Origin of the sequence: Rhodococcus sp. IEGM 1318 (genome assembly GCF_033142465.1) — a bacterium.
Taxonomy (GTDB): Bacteria; Actinomycetota; Actinomycetes; order Mycobacteriales; family Mycobacteriaceae; genus Rhodococcus_F; species Rhodococcus_F qingshengii_B.
This window is the reverse complement of the sequence record NZ_JAWLSC010000008.1, coordinates 138,259-162,157: the sequence shown is the minus strand read 5'-3', so window position 1 is coordinate 162,157 and position 23,899 is coordinate 138,259. Positions and strand designations below refer to the sequence as shown.

The 23,899-nt window shown below is 63.2% G+C and carries 22 protein-coding genes; 18 read left to right on the top strand and 4 right to left on the bottom strand.

The genetic code is table 11. The features are described from left to right. Positions 1-107 precede the first annotated feature (107 nt). Together R4P65_RS19770 and R4P65_RS19765 are read left to right on the top strand one after the other, a co-directional pair. Positions 108-569, top strand: coding sequence for a PPOX class F420-dependent oxidoreductase (locus R4P65_RS19770; protein ID WP_317827822.1), 462 nt, complete (start codon positions 108-110; stop codon positions 567-569). A 210-nt stretch (positions 570-779) separates the two neighbouring features. Further along, complete coding sequence (locus R4P65_RS19765; protein WP_230813011.1) at positions 780-1,325, top strand: alpha/beta fold hydrolase; 546 nt, start codon at positions 780-782, stop codon at positions 1,323-1,325. Positions 1,326-1,403: 78 nt separating this feature from the next. Here the strand turns inward: R4P65_RS19765 and mtr are convergent, their stop codons facing one another. Next, a complete protein-coding gene (gene mtr, locus R4P65_RS19760) occupies positions 1,404-2,780 on the bottom strand; it encodes a mycothione reductase (protein WP_317827821.1) in 1,377 nt (458 codons plus the stop codon). After that, positions 2,777-3,826 carry an alpha/beta hydrolase gene (locus R4P65_RS19755; protein WP_317827820.1) on the bottom strand — a complete coding sequence of 350 codons (1,050 nt, stop codon included), beginning with the start codon at positions 3,824-3,826 and terminating at the stop codon, positions 2,777-2,779. The genes mtr and R4P65_RS19755 overlap by 4 nt, the downstream gene beginning before the upstream one ends. A gap of 146 nt (positions 3,827-3,972) precedes the next feature. On the opposite strand from R4P65_RS19755, the gene mqo reads away from it, so the two are divergent. The 10 genes from mqo (at position 3,973) to R4P65_RS19705 (ending at position 15,351) form a co-directional block, all read left to right on the top strand. Next, complete coding sequence (gene mqo, locus R4P65_RS19750) at positions 3,973-5,511, top strand: malate dehydrogenase (quinone) (protein WP_269590692.1); 1,539 nt, start codon at positions 3,973-3,975, stop codon at positions 5,509-5,511. An 11-nt stretch (positions 5,512-5,522) separates the two neighbouring features. After that, positions 5,523-5,999, top strand: a complete 477-nt coding sequence (locus R4P65_RS19745; RefSeq protein WP_003942808.1) for a GNAT family N-acetyltransferase — start codon at positions 5,523-5,525, stop codon at positions 5,997-5,999. A 224-nt stretch (positions 6,000-6,223) separates the two neighbouring features. Further along, on the top strand, positions 6,224-8,170 hold the full coding sequence (locus R4P65_RS19740; protein ID WP_230813014.1) for a magnesium chelatase subunit D family protein: 1,947 nt from the start codon (positions 6,224-6,226) through the stop codon (positions 8,168-8,170). Between the two features lie 21 nt (positions 8,171-8,191). Further along, positions 8,192-8,806, top strand: coding sequence for a cob(I)yrinic acid a,c-diamide adenosyltransferase (cobO, locus tag R4P65_RS19735; protein WP_019748043.1), 615 nt, complete (start codon positions 8,192-8,194; stop codon positions 8,804-8,806). Continuing rightward, positions 8,800-10,176 (top strand): cobyrinate a,c-diamide synthase, encoded by a 1,377-nt coding sequence (locus R4P65_RS19730; RefSeq protein ID WP_317827819.1) that lies wholly within the window; start codon positions 8,800-8,802, stop codon positions 10,174-10,176. Before cobO ends, R4P65_RS19730 begins: the two co-directional genes overlap by 7 nt. Beyond that, a complete protein-coding gene (locus R4P65_RS19725; RefSeq protein ID WP_317827818.1) occupies positions 10,160-10,567 on the top strand; it encodes a cobalamin biosynthesis protein in 408 nt (135 codons plus the stop codon). The genes R4P65_RS19730 and R4P65_RS19725 overlap by 17 nt, the downstream gene beginning before the upstream one ends. Next, entirely contained in the window at positions 10,564-11,790 is a 1,227-nt protein-coding gene (gene cobA, locus R4P65_RS19720) for a uroporphyrinogen-III C-methyltransferase (RefSeq protein WP_317827817.1), read from the top strand. Before R4P65_RS19725 ends, cobA begins: the two co-directional genes overlap by 4 nt. Positions 11,791-11,801: 11 nt before the next feature. Beyond that, complete coding sequence (locus tag R4P65_RS19715) at positions 11,802-13,298, top strand: MFS transporter (protein WP_411742561.1); 1,497 nt, start codon at positions 11,802-11,804, stop codon at positions 13,296-13,298. An 80-nt stretch (positions 13,299-13,378) separates the two neighbouring features. Beyond that, positions 13,379-13,807 (top strand): CBS domain-containing protein, encoded by a 429-nt coding sequence (locus R4P65_RS19710; protein ID WP_317827816.1) that lies wholly within the window; start codon positions 13,379-13,381, stop codon positions 13,805-13,807. A 35-nt stretch (positions 13,808-13,842) separates the two neighbouring features. Further along, the gene (locus R4P65_RS19705; RefSeq protein ID WP_317827815.1) at positions 13,843-15,351 is read left to right on the top strand and encodes a protein adenylyltransferase SelO; all 1,509 of its coding nucleotides are present in this window, start codon (positions 13,843-13,845) and stop codon (positions 15,349-15,351) included. A 12-nt stretch (positions 15,352-15,363) separates the two neighbouring features. On the opposite strand, the gene yaaA is transcribed toward R4P65_RS19705, so the two are convergent. Then, on the bottom strand, positions 15,364-16,107 hold the full coding sequence (gene yaaA / locus R4P65_RS19700; protein WP_317827814.1) for a peroxide stress protein YaaA: 744 nt from the start codon (positions 16,105-16,107) through the stop codon (positions 15,364-15,366). A gap of 55 nt (positions 16,108-16,162) precedes the next feature. Here yaaA and R4P65_RS19695 point away from each other — a divergent pair, with 55 nt between their 5' ends. The 5 genes from R4P65_RS19695 (at position 16,163) to R4P65_RS19675 (ending at position 21,906) form a co-directional block, all read left to right on the top strand. After that, positions 16,163-17,908 carry a proline--tRNA ligase gene (locus tag R4P65_RS19695; RefSeq protein WP_317827813.1) on the top strand — a complete coding sequence of 582 codons (1,746 nt, stop codon included), beginning with the start codon at positions 16,163-16,165 and terminating at the stop codon, positions 17,906-17,908. A gap of 79 nt (positions 17,909-17,987) precedes the next feature. After that, positions 17,988-18,659 carry an O-methyltransferase gene (locus tag R4P65_RS19690; RefSeq protein ID WP_230813022.1) on the top strand — a complete coding sequence of 224 codons (672 nt, stop codon included), beginning with the start codon at positions 17,988-17,990 and terminating at the stop codon, positions 18,657-18,659. Positions 18,660-18,681: 22 nt separating this feature from the next. Then, positions 18,682-19,341 (top strand): rhomboid-like protein, encoded by a 660-nt coding sequence (locus R4P65_RS19685; RefSeq protein ID WP_003942804.1) that lies wholly within the window; start codon positions 18,682-18,684, stop codon positions 19,339-19,341. Positions 19,342-19,399: 58 nt separating this feature from the next. After that, entirely contained in the window at positions 19,400-21,130 is a 1,731-nt protein-coding gene (locus tag R4P65_RS19680; RefSeq protein ID WP_317827812.1) for an acyl-CoA dehydrogenase, read from the top strand. Next, entirely contained in the window at positions 21,127-21,906 is a 780-nt protein-coding gene (locus R4P65_RS19675) for a nuclear transport factor 2 family protein (RefSeq protein ID WP_317827811.1), read from the top strand. The genes R4P65_RS19680 and R4P65_RS19675 overlap by 4 nt, the downstream gene beginning before the upstream one ends. Positions 21,907-21,981: 75 nt before the next feature. On the opposite strand, the gene R4P65_RS19670 is transcribed toward R4P65_RS19675, so the two are convergent. After that, entirely contained in the window at positions 21,982-22,407 is a 426-nt protein-coding gene (locus R4P65_RS19670) for a pyridoxamine 5'-phosphate oxidase family protein (protein WP_317827810.1), read from the bottom strand. Between the two features lie 159 nt (positions 22,408-22,566). Between R4P65_RS19670 and R4P65_RS19665 the strand changes: the two genes are divergently transcribed. Next, complete coding sequence (locus R4P65_RS19665) at positions 22,567-23,862, top strand: MFS transporter (RefSeq protein ID WP_411742564.1); 1,296 nt, start codon at positions 22,567-22,569, stop codon at positions 23,860-23,862. Positions 23,863-23,899: the final 37 nt, after the last annotated feature.

Sequence of the window (23,899 nt, the reverse complement as noted above, 5' to 3'; positions counted from 1 at the left end):
GTCCGCCGCCATCGATCGGGGGAAGAGCAGTCACGCGATTGCGGTCCGCAATCTTCGAACTGGACTGCCTCGGAACAAACCGGCCGCACGGCGTCGTTGGTGCAGTTATGAGCAATGACACAGGCACTGACGACGCGTTGTTCGCACTCGTGGCCGAGGGAAAACAAGGTGTGCTGGCAACCGTCAAGCGTGACGGCCGTCCACAGTTGTCCAACATCATTTACCGCTGGGATGCCGAGTCGAAGACGGCTTCCGTGTCCATCACTGCCGATCGCGCCAAGAGTAAAAATGCGGTCCGCGATCCGCGGGTTTCCCTCCATGTCAGCGCGCCCGACTTCTGGAGCTACGCCGTGATCGAAGGACTTGCCGTGGTGACACCCGCAGCGGCCGATCCTCACGACGAAGTGTCTGACGCACTGGTCGAGCTCTACCGGGACATCAGCGGTCAGGAGCATCCCGATTGGGAGGAGTACCGCGAAGCAATGGTGGCAGAGCGTCGACAGATTCTCACGGTACGGGCTGATCACGTCTACGGAATGACGCGGCTCCCGAAGCCGTCCGGCACCTAGCCTGCCCTTCACCTGAGTTCGGCCCACCCCCAACCCCGAGCGAACGGTACGTTCGTCGCCTCAGATGCGCCGAAAGCCACTTTCGCTCAGTGGGGAGGCGGTGCAGAGCGAACAAATCGGACTCGCAGGCGGTGGTGAGAATGTATGAGTGGTCATACTTCTGTCGACTCCAGGGCCCTCCACAGTGTGGATCGCGTACCGTTTCCAGACATGGAATTGACTCGAGTGGCGGTGGGCAGTGGTTCGTGCACCGTTCGGATCGACGGGCCGGTCAGCAAGCACGCGGTACTCCTGCTCCCGGGCAAAGGCGACCCCGTCGACTTGTACGACGATGTGTGTGAGCGACTGCATCATTCGGATCTGCGGACCGTCGCGGTGGAATCGATCGAGAATCTCGACGAGACATCAGCAGTGGTACTTCTGGACGAGTTGAACATCGCCTGGGTGAACCTGGTCGGTCACCGGGAGGGAGCCGATCTCGCCTGGCTGTTGGCGGCACGGCAGTTCGGCCGCTTCGCGAGTCTGATCGCGGTGGACCGCGGACATCCGTCGGCGAGCGATATTGCCGGCGTACCGCCGGTCGAAGTGCCGACCACCATCGTCGTGGGCAGTGGAGGTCGGGCCATTGCCGACGCCAGCGGTCGTTTCGTGTACTCCGATTTCCGCGTGACGGAACTTCCGGGTGTCGACGACGTCGTGAAGTCTGCACCGGCCGAACTCGCAACCGAGATCGTGCTGCGTACCAGCCCCTGGTGAAACACTGACCTATGGAAAGGCGGGCACTCCCATCGCGCGGAGTGCCCGCCTTTTCGGCGTCGTACGGGTTGCGGGGGCTCAGATGTCGAGGCCGAGCAGCGCGTTCTCGACTACTTCGGCCAGGGCCGGGTGGATCCAGTACTGGCCGCGCGCCATGTCCTGAGCCGACAAACCGAAGCTCATCGCCTGGATGAGCGGTTGGATCACCGTCGGGGCCTGCGTGCCCATGACGTGGGCACCGAGAATGCGTCCGGTGCCGCGCTCGGCGATCACCTTGCAGACACCCTCCTGATCCTCCATCGCCCACCCGTACGCCACGTCTCCGTATGCCTGCACCTTGACGGCGATGTCGAGTCCGGCGTCGCGGGCCTGCTTCTCCGTCATGCCGACATCGGCGATCTGCGGGTCGGTGAACACTGCGGCGGGTACGAAGCGGTGGTCGGTGCTACGAAGTCCGGACGTGTCTTTCCACGCATCCTGAAGCAGGTTGTGCTGAACGACTCGCGCTTCATGATTGGCGACGTGCTTGAGTTGGTACGGCGACGAGACGTCACCGAGCGCGAAGACGCCCTCTGCGGTGGTGCGCTGGTATTCGTCGACCACGATCGAGCCCTTGTCGTCGAGTTCGACGCCGGCCGTGTCGAGACCGAGTAGATCGCCGTTGGGCTGGCGGCCCACCGCGACGAGGAGGACGTCACCGGAAACGACTGTGCCATTTGCCAGTTCGACGGCGATGTTGTCGCCGTCGTCGCGTACCGACGTGAGAGGGGAGCCCAGATGGACGTCCCACTTCTGTTCGGCCAACTCGGTGAAGCGCTCGGAGATCTCGTCGTCGAGGTGCCGCAGCAGTCTCTGGCTGCGACCGATGATCGACACGCGAGAACCCAACGCGGAGAACACGTGTGCGAACTCGGTGGCAATGAATCCGGAGCCGACGATCACGAGGTGCTCGGGAAGTTCGGGCAGTCGCATGATGTCTTCGTTGGTGTAGTACTTCACACCACTCGACGCGATCTCGTCCGGGATGATCGGACGCGAACCGGCTGCGATGACCACCTGGTCAGCGGTGATCGTCTCACCGGTTCCGGTGTCGATCGTCTTGTCGCCGGTGAACGTGGCGTGGCCGCGGTAGACGGTGGTGTTGGGACTGTCTTCGCTGCGGTACCGCTCACCACCTGCGGAAATGGGATCGATGCGGCCGAAGACGCGCTTGACGATGTCGGACCAACGGACGCCGTCGAGCGTGGCGTCGACGCCGTACTTCTCGGCAGTGGTGACGGTGCGTGCCACCTCGGCGGCGTAGACGAACATTTTGGTCGGGATGCACCCGACATTGAGGCACGTTCCGCCGAAGGTGCCCTCTTCGAGGATTGCGATCTTCTTGCCGTCGAACCGCTCGTCGGGCAGCGAGTTTCCGGATCCGCTGCCGATGATTGCAAGGTCGTAGTGCGTCACTGCGCGATCTCCTGTGTGTTGCTTGCTGTGCTTGCCGAACTTTCTGCGGCCGGGGTGAGGTGGCCGTCGAGCCACTCCAACCACAGGTCGAGTTCGGAAAAGGCTGTGGCCAAGGGCTTCTCGGTCGAAAGGAACACGTCGTGACGGGCGCCGTCGATCGGGACGATGCTGGTTCGATCGCCGAGGCAACCGGCCCAACGTGCGATCTGCTTGACGTCGAGCACGGAATCGGCGAGGTCGACGCTCGGGTTGTACGCCTTCGCGAACTGCGACTTCTTCGAGCGCAGAATCAGCGCAGGCACTCCGATGTCGAGGCCGCGGTGCAGTTTTGCGTGACCCGCTCGGACGGCCCGCATCCAGCCGAAGGTGACGGGGCAGCCGGCCAGTGGCTTCCAGTCGAGGTTGTAATCCCAGACTCCGTTGGCCGAAACGTGAAGACTGGAACCGTAAGTCGGTAGCCCGGTGCCGGGGATCACGGTCTTTGCCGAGACCCGACCGAGGGCGTCGATAGCGGTGGTGCCGACGTTGCGAACGACCGAAGGTCCCTGAAGGTCGAACCACGGGCTGTTGAGGACGAGACCGCAGATTCCGGCGCCAGTGCTGCCACCGGGCTTGCGCTGCAAGCGGTTCAGCCACAGTGGAACGATCAGACCACCAGTGGAGTGCGCCATCGGCAGCACCTCGCTGCCGTCGGTCTCGTTGCGGACGATGCGCAGCGCCTCGTTCAGTTCGGCGTCGTAGAGCGCGAGGTCGGAGACGTAGTGCGCTGTGTGTCCCGGCTTGAGGGACCGGCCGCACTTACGCAGGTCGAGTGCAAAGAAGGCGTAGCCCTGCTCGGCAAAGTGCTCGGCAAGGTGCTTCTGGAAGAAGTAATCGGTGAAACCGTGCACGTACAAAACGGCACGGTGCGTCTTCACCGCCTCCTTCTGCGGTTGGTAGCGGACCAGTGTTGCGTCCACCTCGCCTTCGCCGTCCGGATCCGTTCCGAGCGGGATCGTCAGCTGCTGATATCCGTCACCGAGGACGTCTGGAACCCAAGTAGTCACAAATCACAATCTAATGGTCGTTTCGAGTCCGCGTTGTAGAGCACAATTGGGGGTGGTGAACCGCGCGTGTACGCACGGGTAACCTATTCGGCGTAACACAGCAGGCGGATGCGCGCACGGCTAATGACAAGGAAGTCGATTCTCCAGTGTCGAATCAGAACGCGGTAGAGACGAAGACGGATGTAGTGCTCGTGGGCGCAGGCATCATGAGTGCCACGCTGGGCGCATTGCTGCGCCAGCTGCAGCCCGATTGGTCGATCTCGACCTTCGAGCGGCTCGATGCCGTCGCAGCCGAGAGCAGCGACCCCTGGAACAACGCGGGAACCGGTCACTCCGCCCTGTGTGAGCTCAATTACACCCCGGAGAACTCGGACGGCACGGTCGACATCAAGAAGGCCGTCAACGTCAACGAGCAGTTCCAGGTGTCTCGCCAGTTCTGGGCACACGCGGTCGAGCAGGGCGTCCTGACTCAGCCCAAGGAATTCATCAACCCCATCGCACATGTGAGCTTCGTTCACGGTGAGGCCAACGCCAAGTACCTGCGTGCTCGCTACGACGCACTTGCCGGCCACACGCTCTTCCGCGGTATGGAGTACATCGACGATCCGGCCGAGTTCAGTGAGCGTCTGCCGCTGATGGCCAAGGGACGCGACTTCTCCGATCCCATCGCGCTGAACTGGAGCCAGGACGGCACCGACGTCGATTTCGGAGCGCTCACCAAGCAGCTCATCGGCTACATCGGTAAGACCGGCGGCAAGATGTACTTCGGCCACGAGGTCACCAACCTGACCCAGAATTCGGACAAGTCCTGGACCGTCAAGGTCACCAACCGTCGTACAGGTGAAAAGCGCACCGTGCGCTCGCGCTTCGTGTTCGTCGGTGCCGGTGGCGGCGCCCTGCACCTGCTGCAGAAGTCGGGCATCAAGGAAGCCAAGGGCTTCGGCGGCTTCCCGGTCAGCGGCGCTTTCCTGCGCTGCACCAACCCCGAACTCATCGACCAGCACAGCGCCAAGGTCTACGGCAAGGCTGCTGTCGGCGCCCCGCCCATGTCGGTGCCGCACCTCGATACCCGCGTCATCGGCAACAAGCCGGGACTGCTGTTCGGCCCCTACGCCGGATGGTCGCCGAAGTTCCTCAAGCAGGGTCGCGTCACTGACTTGCCCGGCTCGGTCAAGCCCAACAACATCCTCTCGATGCTCGGCGTCGGTGTCAGCGAGCTCGGCCTGGTCAAGTACCTGGTCAGCGAACTCGCCAAGAACGAAGCCGGGCGTATCTGGGATCTGCGTGAATTCGCGCCCAAGGCGCAGGCCCAGGACTGGGAACTCATCACCGCCGGCCAGCGCGTCCAGGTGATCCGCCGGGCCAAGGGTAAGGGTGGTGTTCTCGAATTCGGCACCGCTGTGGTCGCCGCTGAGGACGGTTCCATCGCCGGTCTGCTCGGTGCTTCGCCCGGTGCGTCGACGGCCGTCCCGGCGATGCTGGACGTCCTCGAGCGCTGCTTCCCGACCGAGTTCCAGGGTTGGAAGGGCAAGCTTCGTGAGATGGTCCCGTCCATCGGCGTCAAGCTCACCGACAACGAGGGCCTGTTCAACCAGGTGTGGGATTGGTCCTCGAAGGTCCTCGAGCTCGATTCCGCCGGCGTTTCCGAATCCGTTCCGGTCGCGGATACCGCCGCGACTGTGTGATAGTCCAACCCATGACGGCAACAGCAGCTTTGAAGCGTTCATGGGCACTCGATCTCGACAACAAGACGTTCTACGAGTTGTTGAAGCTTCGAGTGGAGGTCTTTGTCGTCGAGCAGGCCTGCCCGTATCCCGAGTTGGATGGGCGGGACCTGCTGACGGAAACACGCCACTTCTGGCTCGAACAGGACGGCCAAGTGGTGTGCACGCTCCGTCTGCTCGAAGAGCACGACGACGGAAACAAGAGCTTCCGAATCGGGCGTCTCTGCACCTCGCGTCAGGCTCGTGGACAGGGTCACACGACCCGCCTCCTGCAGGCCGCACTGGCGGAGGTCGGCGAAGCGCCGTGCCGGATCAATGCGCAGACCTACCTGGTCGAGATGTACGCCAAGCACGGATTCAAGGCTGACGGCGAAGAGTTCATCGAAGACGGCATCCCGCACACCCCGATGCGTCGTGGTGGGGGAGAGCCATTCGTGGCTGTCAGCTAGTTTGTTCGAGATTTGACCCTGGTCGGCTCATGGGAAAGTGAGCCGACTAGGGTTTTTTCGATACCGAATGTTCGCGGGGAAGTCCTGTTCGATTCAGGCGCGGTCCCGCCACTGTGAAAGATCTCTCCTCTACCGATCGTCCGGGAGATCTCAGCCAGGTTGCCGCGGCATTCGAGTGCAGCCAAATTCTCGGCGAGGAAACCGAGAGGTGGAGGGATATCGACGTGCGAAGTGAAGAAGATCGACCAGTGGCGGGCTTCCCGTTCAGTGCTGTGGTCGGCCAGGATCAATTGCGATTGGCGCTGATCCTGTGTGCGGTACATCCGGGGATCGGTGGAGTTCTGGTCCGCGGTGAGAAGGGAACTGCCAAGTCGACGGTCGTGCGCGCGCTGACTGCGCTGCTGCCCGCAGTCGACGACGCCGGAACGACACGACCGGCCCGCTTGGTGGAACTGCCTGTCGGCGCCACCGAAGACCGGGTGATCGGTTCGATCGACTTGGAGAAGGTTCTGCGTGACGGTGAGCGCGCATTCCAACCTGGACTGCTCGCCGCTGCTCACCAGGGTGTTCTGTACGTCGACGAGGTGAATCTGCTTCACGACCACCTGGTCGACGTGCTTCTCGACGCCGCGGCGATGGGCCGGGTTCACATCGAGCGTGACGGCATCTCCCATTCGCATCCGGCCAAGTTCGTACTCGTCGGCACGATGAATCCCGAAGAGGGAGAACTGCGTCCACAGTTGTTGGACCGTTTCGGTCTGGCGGTCGATGTCGCAGCTTCTCGCGACGTCGACGTTCGCATGGAAGTGGTGCGTCGCCGCCTCGACTACGAGCGCGACCCCGAGGCGTTTGTCGCTCGGTACGAATCAGCCGATCAAGAGTTGGCAGCCGAAATCCTCACGGCGCGTGAGAAACTGGACTCCGTTGAGTTGAGCAATCGGGAGCTTCGTCGTATCGCCTCACTGTGTGCGTCGTTCGACGTCGACGGAATGCGCGCTGACTTGGTGCTCGCGCGCACCGCGACCGCCCACGCCGCGTGGCGAGGCGACAGTGAGGTCACTGCGGAGGACGTGCGAGTGGCGGCAGAACTGACGCTGCCGCATCGCCGCCGCCGTGACCCGTTCGACGAGCCCGGCTTGGATCAGCAGCAGTTGGACGATGCACTCGAGCAGGCTGATCAGGATGCCCAGTCGCAGGTCGAGGACGACGCGCGTGACGGGGAGCCCGAACCTCCCGAGAATCCCGACGGTCGTGGCCCCGAAGATGGCGGCTCCGGTGATGGGGGACCAGGCGATGAGGGGCCGGACGATGACGGCCCGGAAGACCCTGACGGGCCAGGTGGGGGAGTGCGCGCCACTGATCGACCCTCGGCACCACCGGCCGGCGAATTCAAGGCCAAGCTCCTCGAGGTTCCGGGAGTCGGTGAAGGTGCACCGGGACGCCGCTCGCGATCCATGTCGTCCCGCGGACGGGTTGTGCGATCCACCCGGGAGCGTGGGCACGGGTTGCATTTGACGAGCACGGTCTTCGCCGCAGCCGAGTCCCAAGTTGCGCGCGGTCGTACTACGGGGCGGCTGCGACTGGCACCGGATGATCTTCGCGGCGCGATTCGTGAAGGGCGAGAAGGCAATCTGATCGTCTTTGTTGTCGACGCCTCGGGGTCGATGGCAGCACGCGATCGGCTCTCCGCGGTCACCGGTGCCGTCGTCTCGCTGCTCCGCGACGCCTACCAGCGCCGCGACAAGGTCGCCGTCATCACTGTTCGCGGCCGCGAAGCGGAGCTCGTACTGCCGCCGACGTCTTCGGTGGACATCGCCGTTCGCCGTCTGCAGTCCATGCGTACCGGCGGCAAATCCCCACTCGCAGAAGGATTCCTGCGTGCCCGCGAGGTGGTTCTGCGTGAGCGCCTTCGTGACCCACAGCGCCGCGCCCTCGTCGTCACGCTCACCGACGGCCGAGCTACCGGTGGCAAGGACGCGCTGCATCGCGCCCGCGTCGCCGCGCATCTTCTTGCCGATGCGTCCGTTGCGTCCATCGTCGTCGACTGCGAGACCGGCCTCGTTCGTCTGGGGTTGGCGGCCGAGTTGGCCCGAGAACTACGTGGCGGTTACGTCCGCCTAGCCGAATTGTCAGCGCAGCAGGTCGCGGGTGTCGTCCGCGCCGCAGCCTAGATCCCAGCTCAGGAGTTCACGATGCCCAAGGGTGTTCCCGAGACAGTTCCCGACGACGGTCTGACCACGCGTCAGCGTCGTAACGCACCGGTGCTCGCCGTGCACACCGGCCCTGGAAAGGGTAAGTCCACTGCCGCTTTCGGCATGGCGCTGCGCGCCTGGAACCAGGGGTTCGACATCGGCGTCTTCCAATTCGTGAAGAGTGCCAAGTGGAAGGTCGGTGAGGAAGCCGCATTCCGCGCGCTCGGAAACTTGCACGACGAAACCGGCGTCGGTGGGCCGGTGCAGTGGCACAAGATGGGCGAAGGCTGGTCGTGGACACGCAAGGCCGGTAGCGAAGAAGACCATGCCGCTGCCGCCGCTGAGGGATGGCAGGAGATCGCGAGAAGGCTTGCAGGCGAGGAACATCGATTCTATGTCCTCGACGAGTTCACCTATCCGCTCAAGTGGGGCTGGGTCGACGTCGACGAGGTCGTGCAGACATTGCGTGATCGTCCGGGCAACCAGCACGTAGTCATCACGGGACGCGACGCCCCGCAGGCGTTGATCGACGCAGCCGACCTCGTGACGGAGATGACCAAGATCAAGCACCCGATGGATGCCGGCCGAAAGGGCCAACGGGGCATCGAATGGTGAGTTCTTCCACACCGGCCGTGGTGATTGCAGCCCCTGCCTCGGGTAGCGGAAAGACTACGGTGGCTACGGGATTGATCGGCGCGCTCCGGCGGTCCGGCAGCAGTGTCGCCCCTTTCAAAGTGGGGCCGGACTACATCGATCCCGGTTATCACGGGCTCGCCGCGGGGCGACCTGGACGTAACCTCGACACTGTCCTGGTGGGCCCGGATCGCATCGGCCCGCTCTACCGGCATGGAACCGCCGGCTGCCATATCGCAGTGGTTGAAGGTGTCATGGGCTTGTTCGACGGCAAGATCGACGAGGCCAACTCGCAGCCGTCAGCCGAAGGATCGACGGCGCAGGTCGCGTCGATCCTCGGTGCGCCGGTGGTTCTCGTGATTGACGCCCGTGGACACAGTCAGAGTCTGGCCGCCGTACTGCACGGCTTCGCGACGTACGACGCGGGTGTGCGCATCGGCGGCGTCATCCTCAATCGTGTCGGCAGTGCTCGCCACGAACAGGTGTTGCGGCACGCGTGCGACAAGGTCGGCGTCGCGGTGCTCGGAGTTGTGCCGCGGTTGACGGAACTCGAAGTGCCCTCCCGTCATCTCGGGTTGATCCCGGCGGCCGAGCACGGCGCGGCCGCCGTGGCCGCGGTGGACGCGATGTCCGACCTGATTGCCTCGCACGTCGATCTCGGCGCTGTTCGCGCGCTGGCCGCATCGAACGTGAGTTCAGCTGTGTGGGATCCGGTTGCCGAAGTCGGCGAACACGGCGACTCTCGACCTGTGGTCGCCATGGCTGGTGGACCTGCCTTCACCTTCGGCTACGCCGAGCACCGAGAACTGCTGACCGCTGCCGGTGCCGACGTCCAGGTGTTCGATCCGTTGCACGAAGAGCTTCCCGCGGGAACTGCCGCTCTGGTCCTTCCCGGCGGATTCCCGGAAGAGCACGCGGTCGATCTTGCGGCCAATACCGTTCTGCTACAGCAGGTTCGTGACCTGGCGGACGGCGGTGCGCCGATCCATGCGGAGTGTGCCGGTCTGCTCTACCTTGCTCGCAGCCTGGACGGTCACAGCATGGCCGGTGTTGTCGGGGTGGATGCGACGTTCGGGAAACGCCTGACCCTCGGGTACCGGGAAGCGGTCGCGATCAGCGACTCCAGCCTCTTCGACCCCGGCGCCCGCGTCACCGGCCACGAGTTCCACCGGACCTCGCTCGTCTCGGCCGACGCCGACGGGTGTGCAAGTGCATGGGGTTGGCGGCCCTGGGACGGCGGCAGCGTCCGCGAAGGATTTGTTCGCGGCGGCGTCCACGCGTCGTATCTCCACACTCATCCGGTGGGGCAGCCCGAATCGATCGCGAAGTTCGTCGATGCCGCCCGAGGGTGACCTCTGTCTTGGCGTTGGATTCACGACGAGTGCCACCGCGAAGGACATCGTCGCTGCGGTGAACGCCGTACTGCGAGGGAAGATCGTGGTACTCGCCACTGCGACGGCAAAAGCTGAGTCTCCGGCTCTGCTGGCAGCGGCCGATGAACTGAACGTCCCGATTGTGAGTTTCGCCCCGGACGTACTTGGGCGAGTTCAGGTTCCGTCACCGTCGACTCGCGTCGAGCACGCGATCGGGACGGCAAGCGTCGCGGAAGCGGCGGCGATCCTCGCCTCCGGGGGCGGCCAGCTCGTAGTGACCAAGACTGCCAGCGATGGAGTGACCGTAGCCGCGGCCCGTAAAGTTCCCTCCAGCTTGAACAATTCTGACGACGAAACGGAGTGCGAGTGAGCGAGTCCACCGCAGACGAGACCAACTACCTGGTCGGCCTCAACCTGACCGATCGACGCGTGGTCGTGTTCGGCGGTGGCACGGTGGCTCAGCGCCGTCTCGGACTGCTTGTTGCATCCGGTGCCCGTGTTCATGTCATCAGCCGCGCGTTCACTCCAGCCGTCGAAGGCATGGCCACGGCCGGGCAGATCACGGTCGAAGAGCGTCCGTACGCCGATGGTGACCTCGAAGGTGCGTGGTACGCCATCGCGTCGACCGACGAACCGGAAACCAATGCGGCGATCGTCGCCGAAGCGGAGCGTCGCCACATCTTCTGCGTGCGCGCCGACAACGCGAAGCACGGCACCGCAGTAACTCCCGCCAGTGCCGAGTACGACGGCATGAGCATCGGAATTCTGGCCGGTGGCGATCACCGTCGTTCGGCAGCGGTCCGCACCGCCGTTGTCGAAGGTCTCCAGTCGGGCGTGCTCGCCGATACGGCCGAGCCCGCCGCTGCGGGTGTAGCCCTGGTCGGTGGTGGCCCCGGTGACCCCGATCTGATCACCGTGCGCGGCCGCCGGTTGCTCGCTCGCGCCGACGTCGTCGTCGCCGACCGATTGGCTCCGCCGGAGTTGCTCGCCGAACTGGGTCCAGACGTCGAGGTCATCGACGCCGCGAAGATTCCGTACGGCCGCGCCATGGCACAGGAGGCCATCAACGCCGCGCTGATCGACAACGCCAAGGCCGGCAAGTTCGTCGTCCGGCTCAAGGGCGGTGACCCGTACGTCTTCGGGCGGGGATACGAAGAACTCGAAGCGTGCGCCGCTGCCGGCGTTCCGGTGACCGTAGTGCCCGGAATCACGAGCGCGATCTCGGTCCCGTCGGCCGCAGGCATCCCGGTCACCCACCGCGGCGTCACACACGAGTTCGTCGTCGTGAGTGGGCACGTGGCGCCGGATCATCCGGATTCGCTGGTCGACTGGTCGGCGCTGGCCAAGCTGCGCGGCACGATCGTGCTGCTCATGGCGGTGGAGCGCATCGATCAGTTTGCCAAGGCGCTCGTCGACGGTGGACGCCCGCCAACCACCCCGGTCGTCGTCATCCAAGAGGGCACACTTCGTACTCAGCGAGAGGTGCGTGCCGATCTCGCGACCGTTGCTCAGCGCGTCAAGGACGAGGAGATCAAGCCTCCGGCGATCATCGTGATCGGGCCGGTCGCGGGCTTTTCTGTCGATGCTGGGTAACGTGAAGTCTTGTGTCTGATTCCCCAACATCTGAAACCGCTTCGGCGAATGCCCCGGTAGCGACTCGAGTCATCGGGCTCGCCATCATCGTCCTGAGTGGTTTGCAGATGATGGTGGTGCTCGACGGCACTGTCGCGAACCTCGCGCTGGCTCCTCTGCAGTCTGATCTTGGACTGAGCGACAGTGGTCGTAACTGGGTGTTGACCTCGTATGCGCTTGCGTACGGAGGCCTCATGCTCCTCGGTGGTCGCCTCGGTGACGCGTACGGGCGCAAGAAGATGTTCATCGCAGGAGTCTCGCTGTTCACGGTGGCGTCGTTGCTCTGTGGTCTCGCGCTGAACGAGGGCATGTTGATCGCAGCGCGGGCGCTTCAAGGCGTCGGCGCAGCCGTGGCGTCGCCCACCGCCTTCGCCCTTGTTGCCACGACTTTCGCCGCGGGTCCGGCTCGTAATCAGGCCATCGCGATTTTTGCCGCCATGACGGGCGTCGGATCGATCGCCGGTCTGATCATCGGCGGCGCATTGACCGAGGTGTCATGGCGTCTGATCTTCCTCATCAACGTCCCGATCGGTATCGCGCTCGTCGGCATGGCGTTCCGCGCCCTTCGCGAGACGAATCAGACGCGTCTGGCTTTGGATGTCCCCGGCGCGATTCTCGCGACCCTCGGTTGTACCGGTGTTGTTTTTGCTCTCACCGAAGGCCCGGAAATGGGATGGGGGAGTATCGCCGTCATCGGGGCATTGGCTGTTGGATTGGTGGCCCTCGCCGCCTTCCTCTTCGTCGAGCGAACTGCAGACAATCCGCTGTTGCCGTTCTCGTTGTTCGCCGATCGCAACCGCGTCGCGACGTTCCTCGCCATCTTCTTCGTCGGTGGCGCGATGTTCAGCATGACGGCCTTCGTCGCGCTGTTCGTGCAAGACATCATGCAGTATTCGCCGTTGCGTGCCGGTATCGCGTTCATTCCGTTCGCGTTCGGATTGGGCGCCGCCGCGTCGGTTGCTTCCAAGCTCGCAGTGAAGGTTCAACCTCGTTGGCTGGTCCTCACCGGCGTCGTGATCATGATCGTCGGACTCCTCTACGGATCTACCCTCGATTCCGATTCCACCTACCTCGCCAACTTGTTCGTGCCCGTGATCGGTATCGGATTCGGTATCGGCCTCGCTATGGTGCCACTGCCGCTGTGCGCGATCGCCGGTGTCCCCGAGACGGAGATCGGTCCACTGACCGCCATTTCTCAGGTTGCCCAGACGCTCGGTGGTCCACTCGCACTGTCGGTGATCGGTGCGATGGCGACGTCGAAGACGCTCTCTCTCGGCGGCACTTCGGGCAAGGCGGCGGACATGAATCCGGCGCAATTGATCGCACTCGGAGAGGGGTACACCTTCGCACTTGTCGGCTGCGCGGTCTGCGCCGTGTTCGCCGGTATCGCGGCGCTGTGCATCAGGTTCACACCTTCTCAGGTAGCCCAGGCACAGGCTGCGGAGAAGGCAGCTCAGGGAATCGCCTGATCAGTCCTGTTTATCCGCTTCGCTAGCCGATACGATCGTTGCAGGACGTGCCGAGAGTCTCGACGAATCGGGGTGCCGTGATGCGGATCGCGGACATATTGCGAAACAAGGGCAACAGTATCGTCACCATTGACGCCCACACGACGGTCAACGGGTTGTTGTGCGATCTCGCCCGTCACAACATCGGAGCCATGGTGGTCGTCGACGACGGCGCGGTTGTCGGCATCATCTCCGAACGCGACGTTGTGCGACGCCTGCACGAGCGTGGCCCGGACCTTCTCGGGATCCAGGTTTCCGAGGTCATGACTGCCCTGATGTACACGTGCGTTCCGGCAGACGCCGTGGACAGCATTGCCGCGATCATGACCGAGCGTCGAATCCGGCATCTGCCGGTCATCGAGGACGGCAGCCTTCTTGGCATCGTGAGTATCGGTGACGTCGTGAAGAGCCGCATCGACGAGCTCAAGAGCGAACGCGATCAGCTCGAGTCGTACATCGATCAGGGCTGATCGATAGTCCATCGCACGGTGACTACTCTCGTGTGATGGCCGCAATCCAGGAATCCACAGCAGACACGGTCACCATAGTGGCCGGCCTCGAGAGCACCTTCGCTGACGAACTCGGCGCTCTGACGGTGCCGTGGCATGGTGCTGCCGCCCCTGACCCGCAGTTGCTCGTGCTGAACGAGCAGCTGGCTGCGTCGTTGAGATTGGACGTAGCAGCGCTGCGAAGTGCGGACGGGGTTGGCGTCCTGTCCGGGTCGACGGTGCCGGTCGGGGCCACTCCGGTGGCGATGGCGTATGCGGGTCATCAGTTCGGTGGGTACGCACCAATTCTCGGGGACGGTCGGGCGTTGTTGCTCGGAGAACTCGTCACCAGTGACGGGCAGCGAGTGGACTTGCATCTGAAGGGCTCCGGGCGCACGCCGTTCTCTCGGGGCGGCGACGGGTACGCGGTCGTAGGGCCGATGCTGCGCGAATATCTGGTCAGTGAGGCGATGTACGCCCTCGGTGTCCCCACTACGCGCGCGCTGTCGGTGGTGGCGACGGGCCGAGACGTTCGCCGCAACGGCGCAGAACCGGGTGCTGTGCTTGCACGGGTTGCGTCGAGCCATATTCGAGTGGGGACCTTCGAGTTCGCGGCCCGGCAGGGCGAGGTCTTGCAGTCGCTCGCCGATTACGCGATCGCCCGGCACTATCCGGAGCTGACCGAAGTGCCGGCAACGGGTACACACAATCGCTACCTGAGGTTCCTCGAGGCGGTCGTCGAGGCGCAGGCGTCACTGGTGGCGAGGTGGATGCTCATCGGTTTCGTTCACGGGGTCATGAACACCGACAACACGACAATTTCGGGGGAGACCATCGATTACGGTCCGTGTGCCTTCCTCGACGTGTTCGATCCGGCGGCAGTGTTCAGCTCGATCGACCACGGCGGCCGCTATGCGTTCGGCAATCAGCCCGCTGTACTGAAGTGGAATCTGGCGCGCTTGGCAGAAACACTGTTGCCGCTGATCGATTCCGCACCCGACAATGCGATTTCCGCGGCGTCGGCAGTTCTCGACATCTTCGACGAGCGTTACGAGGGCCACTACGCGGCCGGCATGGCGGCAAAGCTCGGTCTGGCCCAACCGTTTGTCGATCGAGCGCTAGTCGACGATCTGCTGACATTGTTGGTGGAACACGGTGCTGATTGGACGGGCAGTTTCCGTGCTCTTGCGGACGAGTTGCGCGGAAATTCGGCGCCCCTCGACGACCTCGTGCCACGGGACCACATCGCGCCCTGGTTGCAGCGGTGGCAGGGCGCCCTGACGGAACAGGGACGCGAGGCCGTGGAGACCGCTGGCGCGATGGATCGCGTCAACCCGCTGTACATTCCGCGTAATCATCACCTCGATGCTGCCCTGCGCGCCGCGACCGACGGTGACCTCGCTCCATTCGAGAAGCTGTTGGAAGTGGTCACGCATCCATTCGACCGACGCGACGAGTGGGCTGACTACACCGCAGCGGCTCCGCAGTCTTTCAGCGAGACGTTCCAAACCTTCTGCGGCACTTGATAGACGAAGCCATCAATCCGTCAGGATGATCAGTTCACGCTCCGACGCGATTTCCACCCGCAGGCCTGCCTTCGACGCCACCCGCGCAACACCCTTGATATCGGTCGGTTCGGCGCGCGAGACCACCAGTGCACGGGCGAGCAAACCCTTGTGGTGCTTGTTGAAGTGACTGACCACCGTCCGGGTGCCGTCCGGCTTTTCGGTGAGCACGGTGGCTATCAATGCGTCCGGAACCGGTCCGAGGTCTTGGTAGGTGCCGGACCGTAGATCGATGACAAGGCCGTCGGCTTCGGCGGCCAGGGCCTTCGGCAGTTCCGGCTTCCACAGTGAGCGGAGCGTGCCCATCCCGGGCAGTTTGGACCCTCCGGAGAGGCGGTAGGCGGGGATCAGATCACCGGCGCGGACCGCACCGAACAGGGCGGAACCGATAGCGATCCGATCGAGGGCCTTGGCCTTCTGGGCGCGGGTGAACGTCTTGGCGTCGAGTGCGTCGAAGAGCACCCCGGTGTAGCGCTGCAGCGCGGGCCGCGTTGCGGACACCCACAGCTTGGCGTTGCGCTCCACTTCGTCCGCTTGCGTCGGACCAAGGCCGAGCGCTTCGCACGACGCCTCGACGTCAGCGGCCAGATCGACGAGCGTCTGAACCAGCAATTCGCGCGTTTCGGTCAACTGTGGCATCGACAGTTCGGCCAGATCGAGGGGCGCATCCTTGCCGCCGTCGGACTTGGTTTCTGAGGGAGGCAGCAGTACAAGCACGCTGTAACCGTACCGAGGCCCGCTCGGCCGACTGCGGCGACTATCCTTACACCTCGTGATTACCCGTCTGTCCCACCTGTTCCTGCGTACCCTGCGTGACGATCCCTCGGACGCCGAAGTTGCCAGCCACAAACTGCTGGTACGTGCCGGCTACGTGCGCCGTATCGCTCCAGGCGTCTACTCGTGGTTGCCGCTGGGACTGCGGGTGCTGCGCGAGGTAGAGCGTGTTGTCCGTGAAGAAATGAATGCCATTGGCGGACAGGAAATCCTGCTGCCTGCTCTGCTCCCGCGCGATCCCTACGAAGCGTCGAACCGCTGGACCGAATATGGCCCCAACCTGTTCCGCCTCAAGGACCGCAAGGGCAACGACTACATGCTCGGCCCGACCCACGAAGAGCTCTTTGCTCTGACGGTCAAGGGTGAGTACAACTCCTACAAGGACTTCCCGGTCACCCTGTACCAGGTGCAGACCAAGTATCGCGATGAAGAGCGTCCGCGTGCGGGCATTCTGCGCGGTCGCGAGTTCCTCATGAAGGATTCCTACTCCTTCGACCTCACCGACGAAGGCCTGACGGAGTCGTACCAGGCGCACCGCGGCGCCTACGAGAAGATCTTCACGCGTTTGGGCGTCAAGTACGTCATCGTCTCGGCTACCTCCGGTGCGATGGGCGGCAGTGCGTCCGAGGAGTTCCTCGCCGAGAGCGAGATCGGCGAAGACACGTACGTACGCTGCCTCGAATCCGGCTACGCCGCCAACGTCGAGGCCGTCAAGACTGTCGTTCCCGACTCGATTCCGTTCGACGGACTGCCCGAAGCCAAGGTGTACGACACCGCGAACACACCCACCATCGACACCCTGGTGGACTGGGCCAACGGTGCCGACCTCGGCCGCACCATCACCGCCGCCGACACTCTCAAGAACATCATGGTCAAGACGCGCCTGCCCGGCGGCGAATGGGAACTGCTCGGTATCGGCATCCCCGGCGACCGTGAGGTCGACGAAAAGCGCCTCGAAGCTTCGCTGGAGCCGGCTGAGTTCGTGATGATCACCGAGACCGACTTCAAGAACAACCCCTTCCTGGCCAAGGGCTACATCGGTCCGAAGGCGCTGCAGGCCAACGGTGTTCGCTACCTCGTCGATCCGCGCGTCGTCGACGGCACGAGCTGGATCACCGGCGCCGACGAAGACGGCAAGCACGTGGTCGGCCTCGTTGCCGGTCGCGACTTCACCCCCGACGGAACCATCGAAGCCGCCGAGGTTCGTGACGGCGACGCCTCGCCCGATGGAGCCGGCATGCTGGTCTCGGCTCGCGGTATCGAAATCGGGCACGTCTTCCAGCTCGGCCGCAAGTACACCGACGTCTTCACCGTCGACGTCCTCGCGGAGAACGGTAAGCCCGTCCGCCCGACCATGGGTTCGTACGGCGTCGGAGTCTCGCGCCTGGTGGCTGTCATTGCCGAGCAGCATCACGACGAAAAGGGTCTGCGCTGGCCTGCCGAGGTTTCACCGGCCGATGTCTACCTCGTCATCGCGAACAAGGACGAGACTGCTCGCGCCGGTGCCGAAGGCCTCGCCGCGGAGCTCGACCGCGCCGGACTCGAAGTGATCCTCGACGATCGCAAGGCATCGCCGGGCGTGAAGTTCAAGGACTCCGAGCTGATCGGCATTCCACTGATCGTTGTCGTCGGACGCGGTTGGGCGGACGGCAAGGTCGAAATTCGCGACCGCTTCACTGGCGAGAGCCGTGAGATCGACGCCGACTCGGCGATCGAGGAGATCATCAGCGCAGTTCGCGGCTGATTCGAATAGTCGTCAGGGCCGCCGCAGCCACCTTCCGAGGTGTCTGCGGCGGCCCTTCTTTTCTGCCACAATCGTGGCTATGGAACGCGAACCGGATTGGGCAGAAGTCGACGGCTATCTCGTTTCCACGTTGGTAGGTGAAGATCCGGTTCTCGACGCGGCTCTCGCCGCCAATTCCGAGGCCGGTCTCCCACCCATCGACGTGGCGCCGAACCAGGGCAAGCTCCTCAACCTTCTGGCGCGAATGTGCTTGGCGCGCAATGTTCTCGAGATCGGAACGCTCGGCGGATACAGCACGATCTGGCTCGCTCGCGCGGTCGGTCCCTCGGGCCAGGTCATCACGCTGGAATTCGATCCCACCCACGCGGACGTCGCGCGGTCCAACATCGAGCGGGCCGGCGTGGCTGACCGGGTCGACATTCGCGTCGGCGCGGCGCTCGACAGTCTTCCGTCGATCGCGAAGGAGGAGCTGGGACCTTTCGACTTGGTCTTCATCGACGCCGACAAGGAGAACAACACCGAGTACGTGCGGTGGGCTTTGGCACTCTCGCATCCCGGAACCGTCATCATCGTGGACAACGTGGTGCGTGGGGGACATGTGTCGAACCCGGATATCGACGACGAGCGCGTCAAAGCGAGTCGAGCAGTGTTGGAGATGATCGCGGCCGAACCGAAGCTCGACGGCACTGCCATTCAAACCGTGGGTTCGAAGGGGTGGGACGGGTTTGCCGTTGCAGTAGTGAACGAGTGAGCGCAGACTCGAAGCGGTGAGGATGCTGGGGGCAGCAAAAGCGGCGTGGCGGTGGGTGCGCAGTGCACCCGGTACGTATGTCTGGCTGTTGGCCTTGCTGTTCACCACACTGTTCCTGCGGCATCTGCCCGATAACGTCGAGGAACGATTTCTCGGCAAGCGCTCGACCAATCTGCATCACCTCGCCGAAGACCCGCTACGAGTCCTGTTTTCGAGCGCCTTCTGGCTCGAAGGTGGCGGATGGTTGGGATACCTGGTGCTGTTCACGATCTTTCATGCCACAGCTGAGCGTTGGCTCGGGACGTGGCGGTGGTTGTGTGTTGTCGTCATTGCCCACGTCGGAGCCACGTATATCAGCGAAGGTGTTCTGTACGAAGGTATTCGGCACGGCTACGTGGCGGAGTCGGCGGTCAATACTCTCGACGTGGGTGTGAGCTACGGTCTGGCCGGCGTCATGGGGATTCTGGTGTACCGCATCGTCGATCCGTGGCGGTACGTCTACCTCGCGGGTTTGTTGCTCTTCTACGGGGTACCTCTGATTTTTGCCACCAATTTCACCGCCATCGGCCACATGTCCGCGTTGTTGCTCGGGTTGGCGTGCTACCCGATCACGCGTGCTCGGGCCGGTACGTGGAACCCGATGGACCTGTGGCATTCGCGAAGAATCGCAGGTCTTCCATGAATCGCACCGCGGAAAGTTACCCGCTGGTAGTTTAGCGTCATCGACGAAAGGTAATGACGTGTCAGGCACCGATGGATTGCTCTTCAACCCCCATACTTACGACCCCGCTCAGTTCGATCCGGAGACCCGCCGGTTGCTGCGAGCCACCATCGAATGGTTCGAGAGCCGCGGCAAGAAGCAACTGCTTCAGGACGACCTCGACGCCGTGTGGGTCTCCGACTTTCTCGAGTTCGTCGGCAAGGAGAAGTTGTTCGCCACGTTCCAGACTCCGGCGGCATTCGCCGACGGTGACGAGAACCGTCGTTGGGACGGAGCCCGCAACGCAGCCTTGAGTGAGATCTTCGGTTTCTACGGGCTCGCGTACTGGTACGCGTGGCAGGTCACGATCCTCGGACTCGGACCGATCTGGATGAGTGACAACGACGCTGCGAAGAAGCGTGCAGCACAGGAACTTGCCGACGGCGGTGTCATGGCGTTCGGGCTGTCCGAGCGCGATCACGGCGCCGACGTCTACTCCACCGACATGCTTCTGACTCCCGCCGACGGTGACGTCGTCTTCCGCGCGAGCGGCGAAAAGTACTACATCGGAAACGGCAATGTCGCCGGAATGGTGTCCGTGTTCGGGCGTCGTACGGATGTCGAGGGTCCCGAAGGCTACGTGTTCTTCGTCGCCGACAGTGCACATCCGAACTATCAGCTCGTGGACAACGTCCTGCGCGGGCAGATGTACGTCAGCAACTTCCGCCTCGACGACTACCCGGTGCGTGAGGAAGACATTCTGCACACCGGCGTCGCCGCATTCGAGGCCGCACTCAACACGGTCAACGTCGGAAAGTTCAACCTCTGCACAGGCTCCATCGGGATTACCGAGCATGCGTTCTTCGAGGCAATCACTCACGCGCAGAATCGAATTCTCTACGGCAACCCGGTCACGGACTTCGCCCACGTTCGCGCCGCCTTTGTCGATGCCTACTCACGTTTGGTCGCGATGAAGCAGTTCAGTGCGCGGGCGGTCGACTACTTCCGCAGTGCCAGCCTCGAGGACCGTCGCTATCTGCTGTTCAACCCGATGACCAAGGCCAAGGTCACGTCCGAAGGTGAAAAGGTGGTCGGGTTGCTGCACGACGTGATCGCGGCCAAGGGTTACGAGAAGTCCACGTACTTCCGCGAGGCCGCGCAGATGATCGGCACGCTGCCCAAGCTCGAGGGCACCGTCCACGTCAACGTCGGTCTGATCCTCAAGTTCTTGCCGAACTATCTGTTCAATTCAGCGGAGTTCCCGAAGGTCGTCACTCGCGACGACGCCGCCGACGACGAGTTCTTCTGGAATCAGGGGCCTACCCGCGGCGCTGCGAAGATTCAGTTCCACGAGTGGAAGCCCGTCTACGAGAAGCACTCGTCGATTCCGAACGTCGCTCGTTTCTATGAGCAGGCGATCGCGCTCACCGAATTGCTCACTGCCGCAGCGCCGGACGCGCAGCAGCAGAAGGATCTCGATTTCATGCTCAACGTCGGGCACCTGTTTTCCCTCGTCGTCTACGGTCATCTGATTCTCGAGCAGGCCGAGATCACCGGACTCGACGCCGACGTTGTCGATCAGATCTTCGACTTCCAGATCCGCGACTTCTCGGGATGCGCGATCGCACTGCACGGAAAGCCGTCGTCGACGCCGGAGCAGCAGAAGTGGGCACTGGCCGCGGTGCGTAAGCCCGTGGTCGACGGCGAACGCTTCGACCGGGTGTGGCAGCAGGTCAAGGCGTACGACGGTGCATACGAGATGCGCGCATGACCGCCCCGGTGACGCGCGAGCAGTTGATGGCCGTCGTGGAGGGATCTCCGAAAGCCGTCGGCGCGCATGACCGCTCGACGTGGGTTGCCTTGTTTGCCGGCGAGGGGCAGATCAACGATCCTGTTGGTTCGCGTCCGCACAACGGTCAGGCGGCGATCGAAAGCTTCTACGACACGTTCATCGCCCCCAATTCGATCACCTTCCATGTCGAGCGCGACATCGTGTGCGGCCGGACGGTGTGGCGCGATCTGAGCCTCGCTACCGAGATGTCGACCGGAGTCGTTCTCGACGTTCCGATGCACTTGCGCTACGACTTGGTGGGGGAGCCCGATTCCTTGCGGATCGGAACCCTTTATGCGCATTGGGAATTGGCGACGATGTTGAGCCAGCTCGCTACTGCTGGTGTGGCGGGGGTGAAGGCGGCCGCGAAGTTGACCCCACAGCTGCTCTCGAACCAGGGGATCGGCGGGGCGCTCGGGTTCTCACGCGGCATCTTCGGCGTCGGAGACAAAGGCAAGAAGGCTGCGTCGCGGTTCCTCGATGCGGCCGCCGTCGGCCGGACGCCGCCGGTACCCGTCGAGCTTCCGGCGGGCACACAGTTGTCCAACGCTGATGTCAACGCTCTGCTCACCGGCGTGACGAAGAGCAAGATGCTGGTTGCCGGTCGCACCGTGACGGCGAGCGTCATCGTCTGCGGGGAACCGGCCATCGCATTGTTCGGCTTCGAGGCGAGCGGTCATCGACTCAATCGGGTGCGTTTCTTCACTGAGAGCTGATATAAAGCCCTCCACATGCAGGTCAGGCTCGGCGCGCCACTCCGGCGCGCCGAGCCTTCGCTTTTCGGGGAATTGTCAGATCGCCCCGAGATCCGCAGACAGCCAGTGCTGCGGATTCATGTAGATCGCTACCTGCTCGCCCAACTGCGATCGCGCGAATTCGAGGTATCCGTCGACCTTGTCCGGGGTCAGGTAACGCCGCGACACTTCGACCAGCATCTCGTCGGTGCCCGGAACGATCTTGTCGACGGATCCGCTGACGCTGACGTAACGGATTGTCGGATCGAGCCTTTCGGCCATCAACGAGAAATGCCCGACTGACTCGATGAGTCGTGCCTTTCGAGAATCCTTGCCCGTGAGGATCCATGGTTTGCCACCGGGTGAGTACAGGTACCAGATCGGGACGGTCAACGGACCGCGCTCGGTGCCGTCCGCCACGGACAGCGCCCCGATGTGGGGTTCGGCCAGAAACTGTTCACGCTCATTTTCGGAGAGTGCCATTCCTCGAGATTACCGCGACGTTTGACATGGCGTTGTGACTCCGTACACAATCGATGTGCTCATTATGAACAGGCGTTCGTAATGCGAACATGTATCGATCTGGACTACTGGATCCGAACCGGTAGCGAACGCCCACAAGCAGTGAATGTCGAGGATCCGATGACCGCACCGCATACGCAGTCGAGTTCAATTACCGGTTCGCGTGGGGCGCGCGCCGCAATGTGGGTAGCACCGTTGTGTTGGATCGCTGTGCTTCTGGACGGATTCGACCTGGTCGTACTCGGCGCGGTCATTCCTTCGCTTCTCGACTACGACGCATGGGGATTGAGCACAGGCACGATCACGATGATCTCGACCTTCGGGCTCATCGGCATGACCATCGGCGCCCTCGTCATCGGCACTCTCACCGACGTCATAGGTCGACGCCGCGCGCTGCTGTACGCCGTTGCCGCATTCTCGATTCTCACTCTGTTGTGCGCAATTGCGCCTAACCCCTTCGTTTTCGGTCTGCTGCGCTTCCTGGCCGGTGTTGGACTGGGTGGCGCCCTGCCGACGGCATTGGCTCTGGTCAACGAATTCTCGAAGAAGCAAGGCGGCGGATCTGCGTCGACCATGCTGATGACCGGCTATCACGTCGGCGCCGTTGCCACCGCCGGGCTGGCGCTCGTCGTGATCGAACCTTTCGGTTGGCGAGCAATGTTCGTTGTCGGCGCACTTCCTGCCGTCGTCTTGATTCCACTCATGTTGCGGTATCTGCCGGAATCTCCGTCGTACCTTCTCGCTCACGGAAAGCGTGCCGAAGCCGAAGACATCGCTGCCCGTTACGGAGTCGGGCTCGAGGCCGCGCCTACGTCCGAAGCTGGTCGTGCCGAAGCCGCCAATCCTGTTCGTGCACTGTTCTCTTCGAAGTTCCTGCGTAACAGCATTGCCATCTGGATCACCAGTTTCATGGGCTTGTTGCTCGTCTACGGATTGAACACGTGGCTTCCGACAATCATGCGTGAGGCCGGTTACAACCTCGGAGCGTCGTTGATGTTCCTCCTGATCCTCAATGCCGGCGCTGTCGTCGGACTCTTGATCGCCGGGGGCGTCGCAAACAAGATCGGCCCGCGTACCGCCGCCATCGTGTGGTTCGCCGGAGCGGCATTGTTCCTGGCACTTCTGAGTGTGAAGGTGTCGTTCGGGATCTACGTGATGGTCTTTCTCGCCGGATGCTTCGTGTTCAGTGCACAGGTGTTGGTCTACGCCTTCACCAGCGCCAATCATCCTCCTCAAATTCGCGCGACAGCGCTCGGATGGTCGGCCGGTGTCGGTCGGGTCGGTGCGATCTGTGGCCCGATTCTGGGCGGAGTTCTCCTGGGCGCGGGTTACGCCGTGCCGTGGGGCTTCTACGCATTCGCGCTTGTCGGTCTGCTCGGTGCAATTTCGATCTCCTGCACACGGGTACGCATCTGAAATACCAGTTTCGCAGGTTGGTGCGCTACTGCTATCG

What these genes read in the sequence shown, in the direction of transcription:
- R4P65_RS19670 (WP_317827810.1), bottom strand. Translation starts at nt 22,407, where the DNA reads ATGGCACTCTCCGAAAATGAGCGTGAACAGTTTCTGGCCGAACCCCAC.
- R4P65_RS19770 (WP_317827822.1), top strand. Translation starts at nt 108, where the DNA reads ATGAGCAATGACACAGGCACTGACGACGCGTTGTTCGCACTCGTGGCC.
- R4P65_RS19665 (WP_411742564.1), top strand. Translation starts at nt 22,567, where the DNA reads ATGACCGCACCGCATACGCAGTCGAGTTCAATTACCGGTTCGCGTGGG.
- R4P65_RS19745 (WP_003942808.1), top strand. Translation starts at nt 5,523, where the DNA reads ATGACGGCAACAGCAGCTTTGAAGCGTTCATGGGCACTCGATCTCGAC.
- cobO (WP_019748043.1), top strand. Translation starts at nt 8,192, where the DNA reads ATGCCCAAGGGTGTTCCCGAGACAGTTCCCGACGACGGTCTGACCACG.
- R4P65_RS19705 (WP_317827815.1), top strand. Translation starts at nt 13,843, where the DNA reads ATGGCCGCAATCCAGGAATCCACAGCAGACACGGTCACCATAGTGGCC.
- R4P65_RS19710 (WP_317827816.1), top strand. Translation starts at nt 13,379, where the DNA reads ATGCGGATCGCGGACATATTGCGAAACAAGGGCAACAGTATCGTCACC.
- R4P65_RS19675 (WP_317827811.1), top strand. Translation starts at nt 21,127, where the DNA reads ATGACCGCCCCGGTGACGCGCGAGCAGTTGATGGCCGTCGTGGAGGGA.
- R4P65_RS19725 (WP_317827818.1), top strand. Translation starts at nt 10,160, where the DNA reads ATGCCGCCCGAGGGTGACCTCTGTCTTGGCGTTGGATTCACGACGAGT.
- R4P65_RS19690 (WP_230813022.1), top strand. Translation starts at nt 17,988, where the DNA reads ATGGAACGCGAACCGGATTGGGCAGAAGTCGACGGCTATCTCGTTTCC.
- R4P65_RS19765 (WP_230813011.1), top strand. Translation starts at nt 780, where the DNA reads ATGGAATTGACTCGAGTGGCGGTGGGCAGTGGTTCGTGCACCGTTCGG.
- R4P65_RS19730 (WP_317827819.1), top strand. Translation starts at nt 8,800, where the DNA reads ATGGTGAGTTCTTCCACACCGGCCGTGGTGATTGCAGCCCCTGCCTCG.
- R4P65_RS19685 (WP_003942804.1), top strand. Translation starts at nt 18,682, where the DNA reads ATGCTGGGGGCAGCAAAAGCGGCGTGGCGGTGGGTGCGCAGTGCACCC.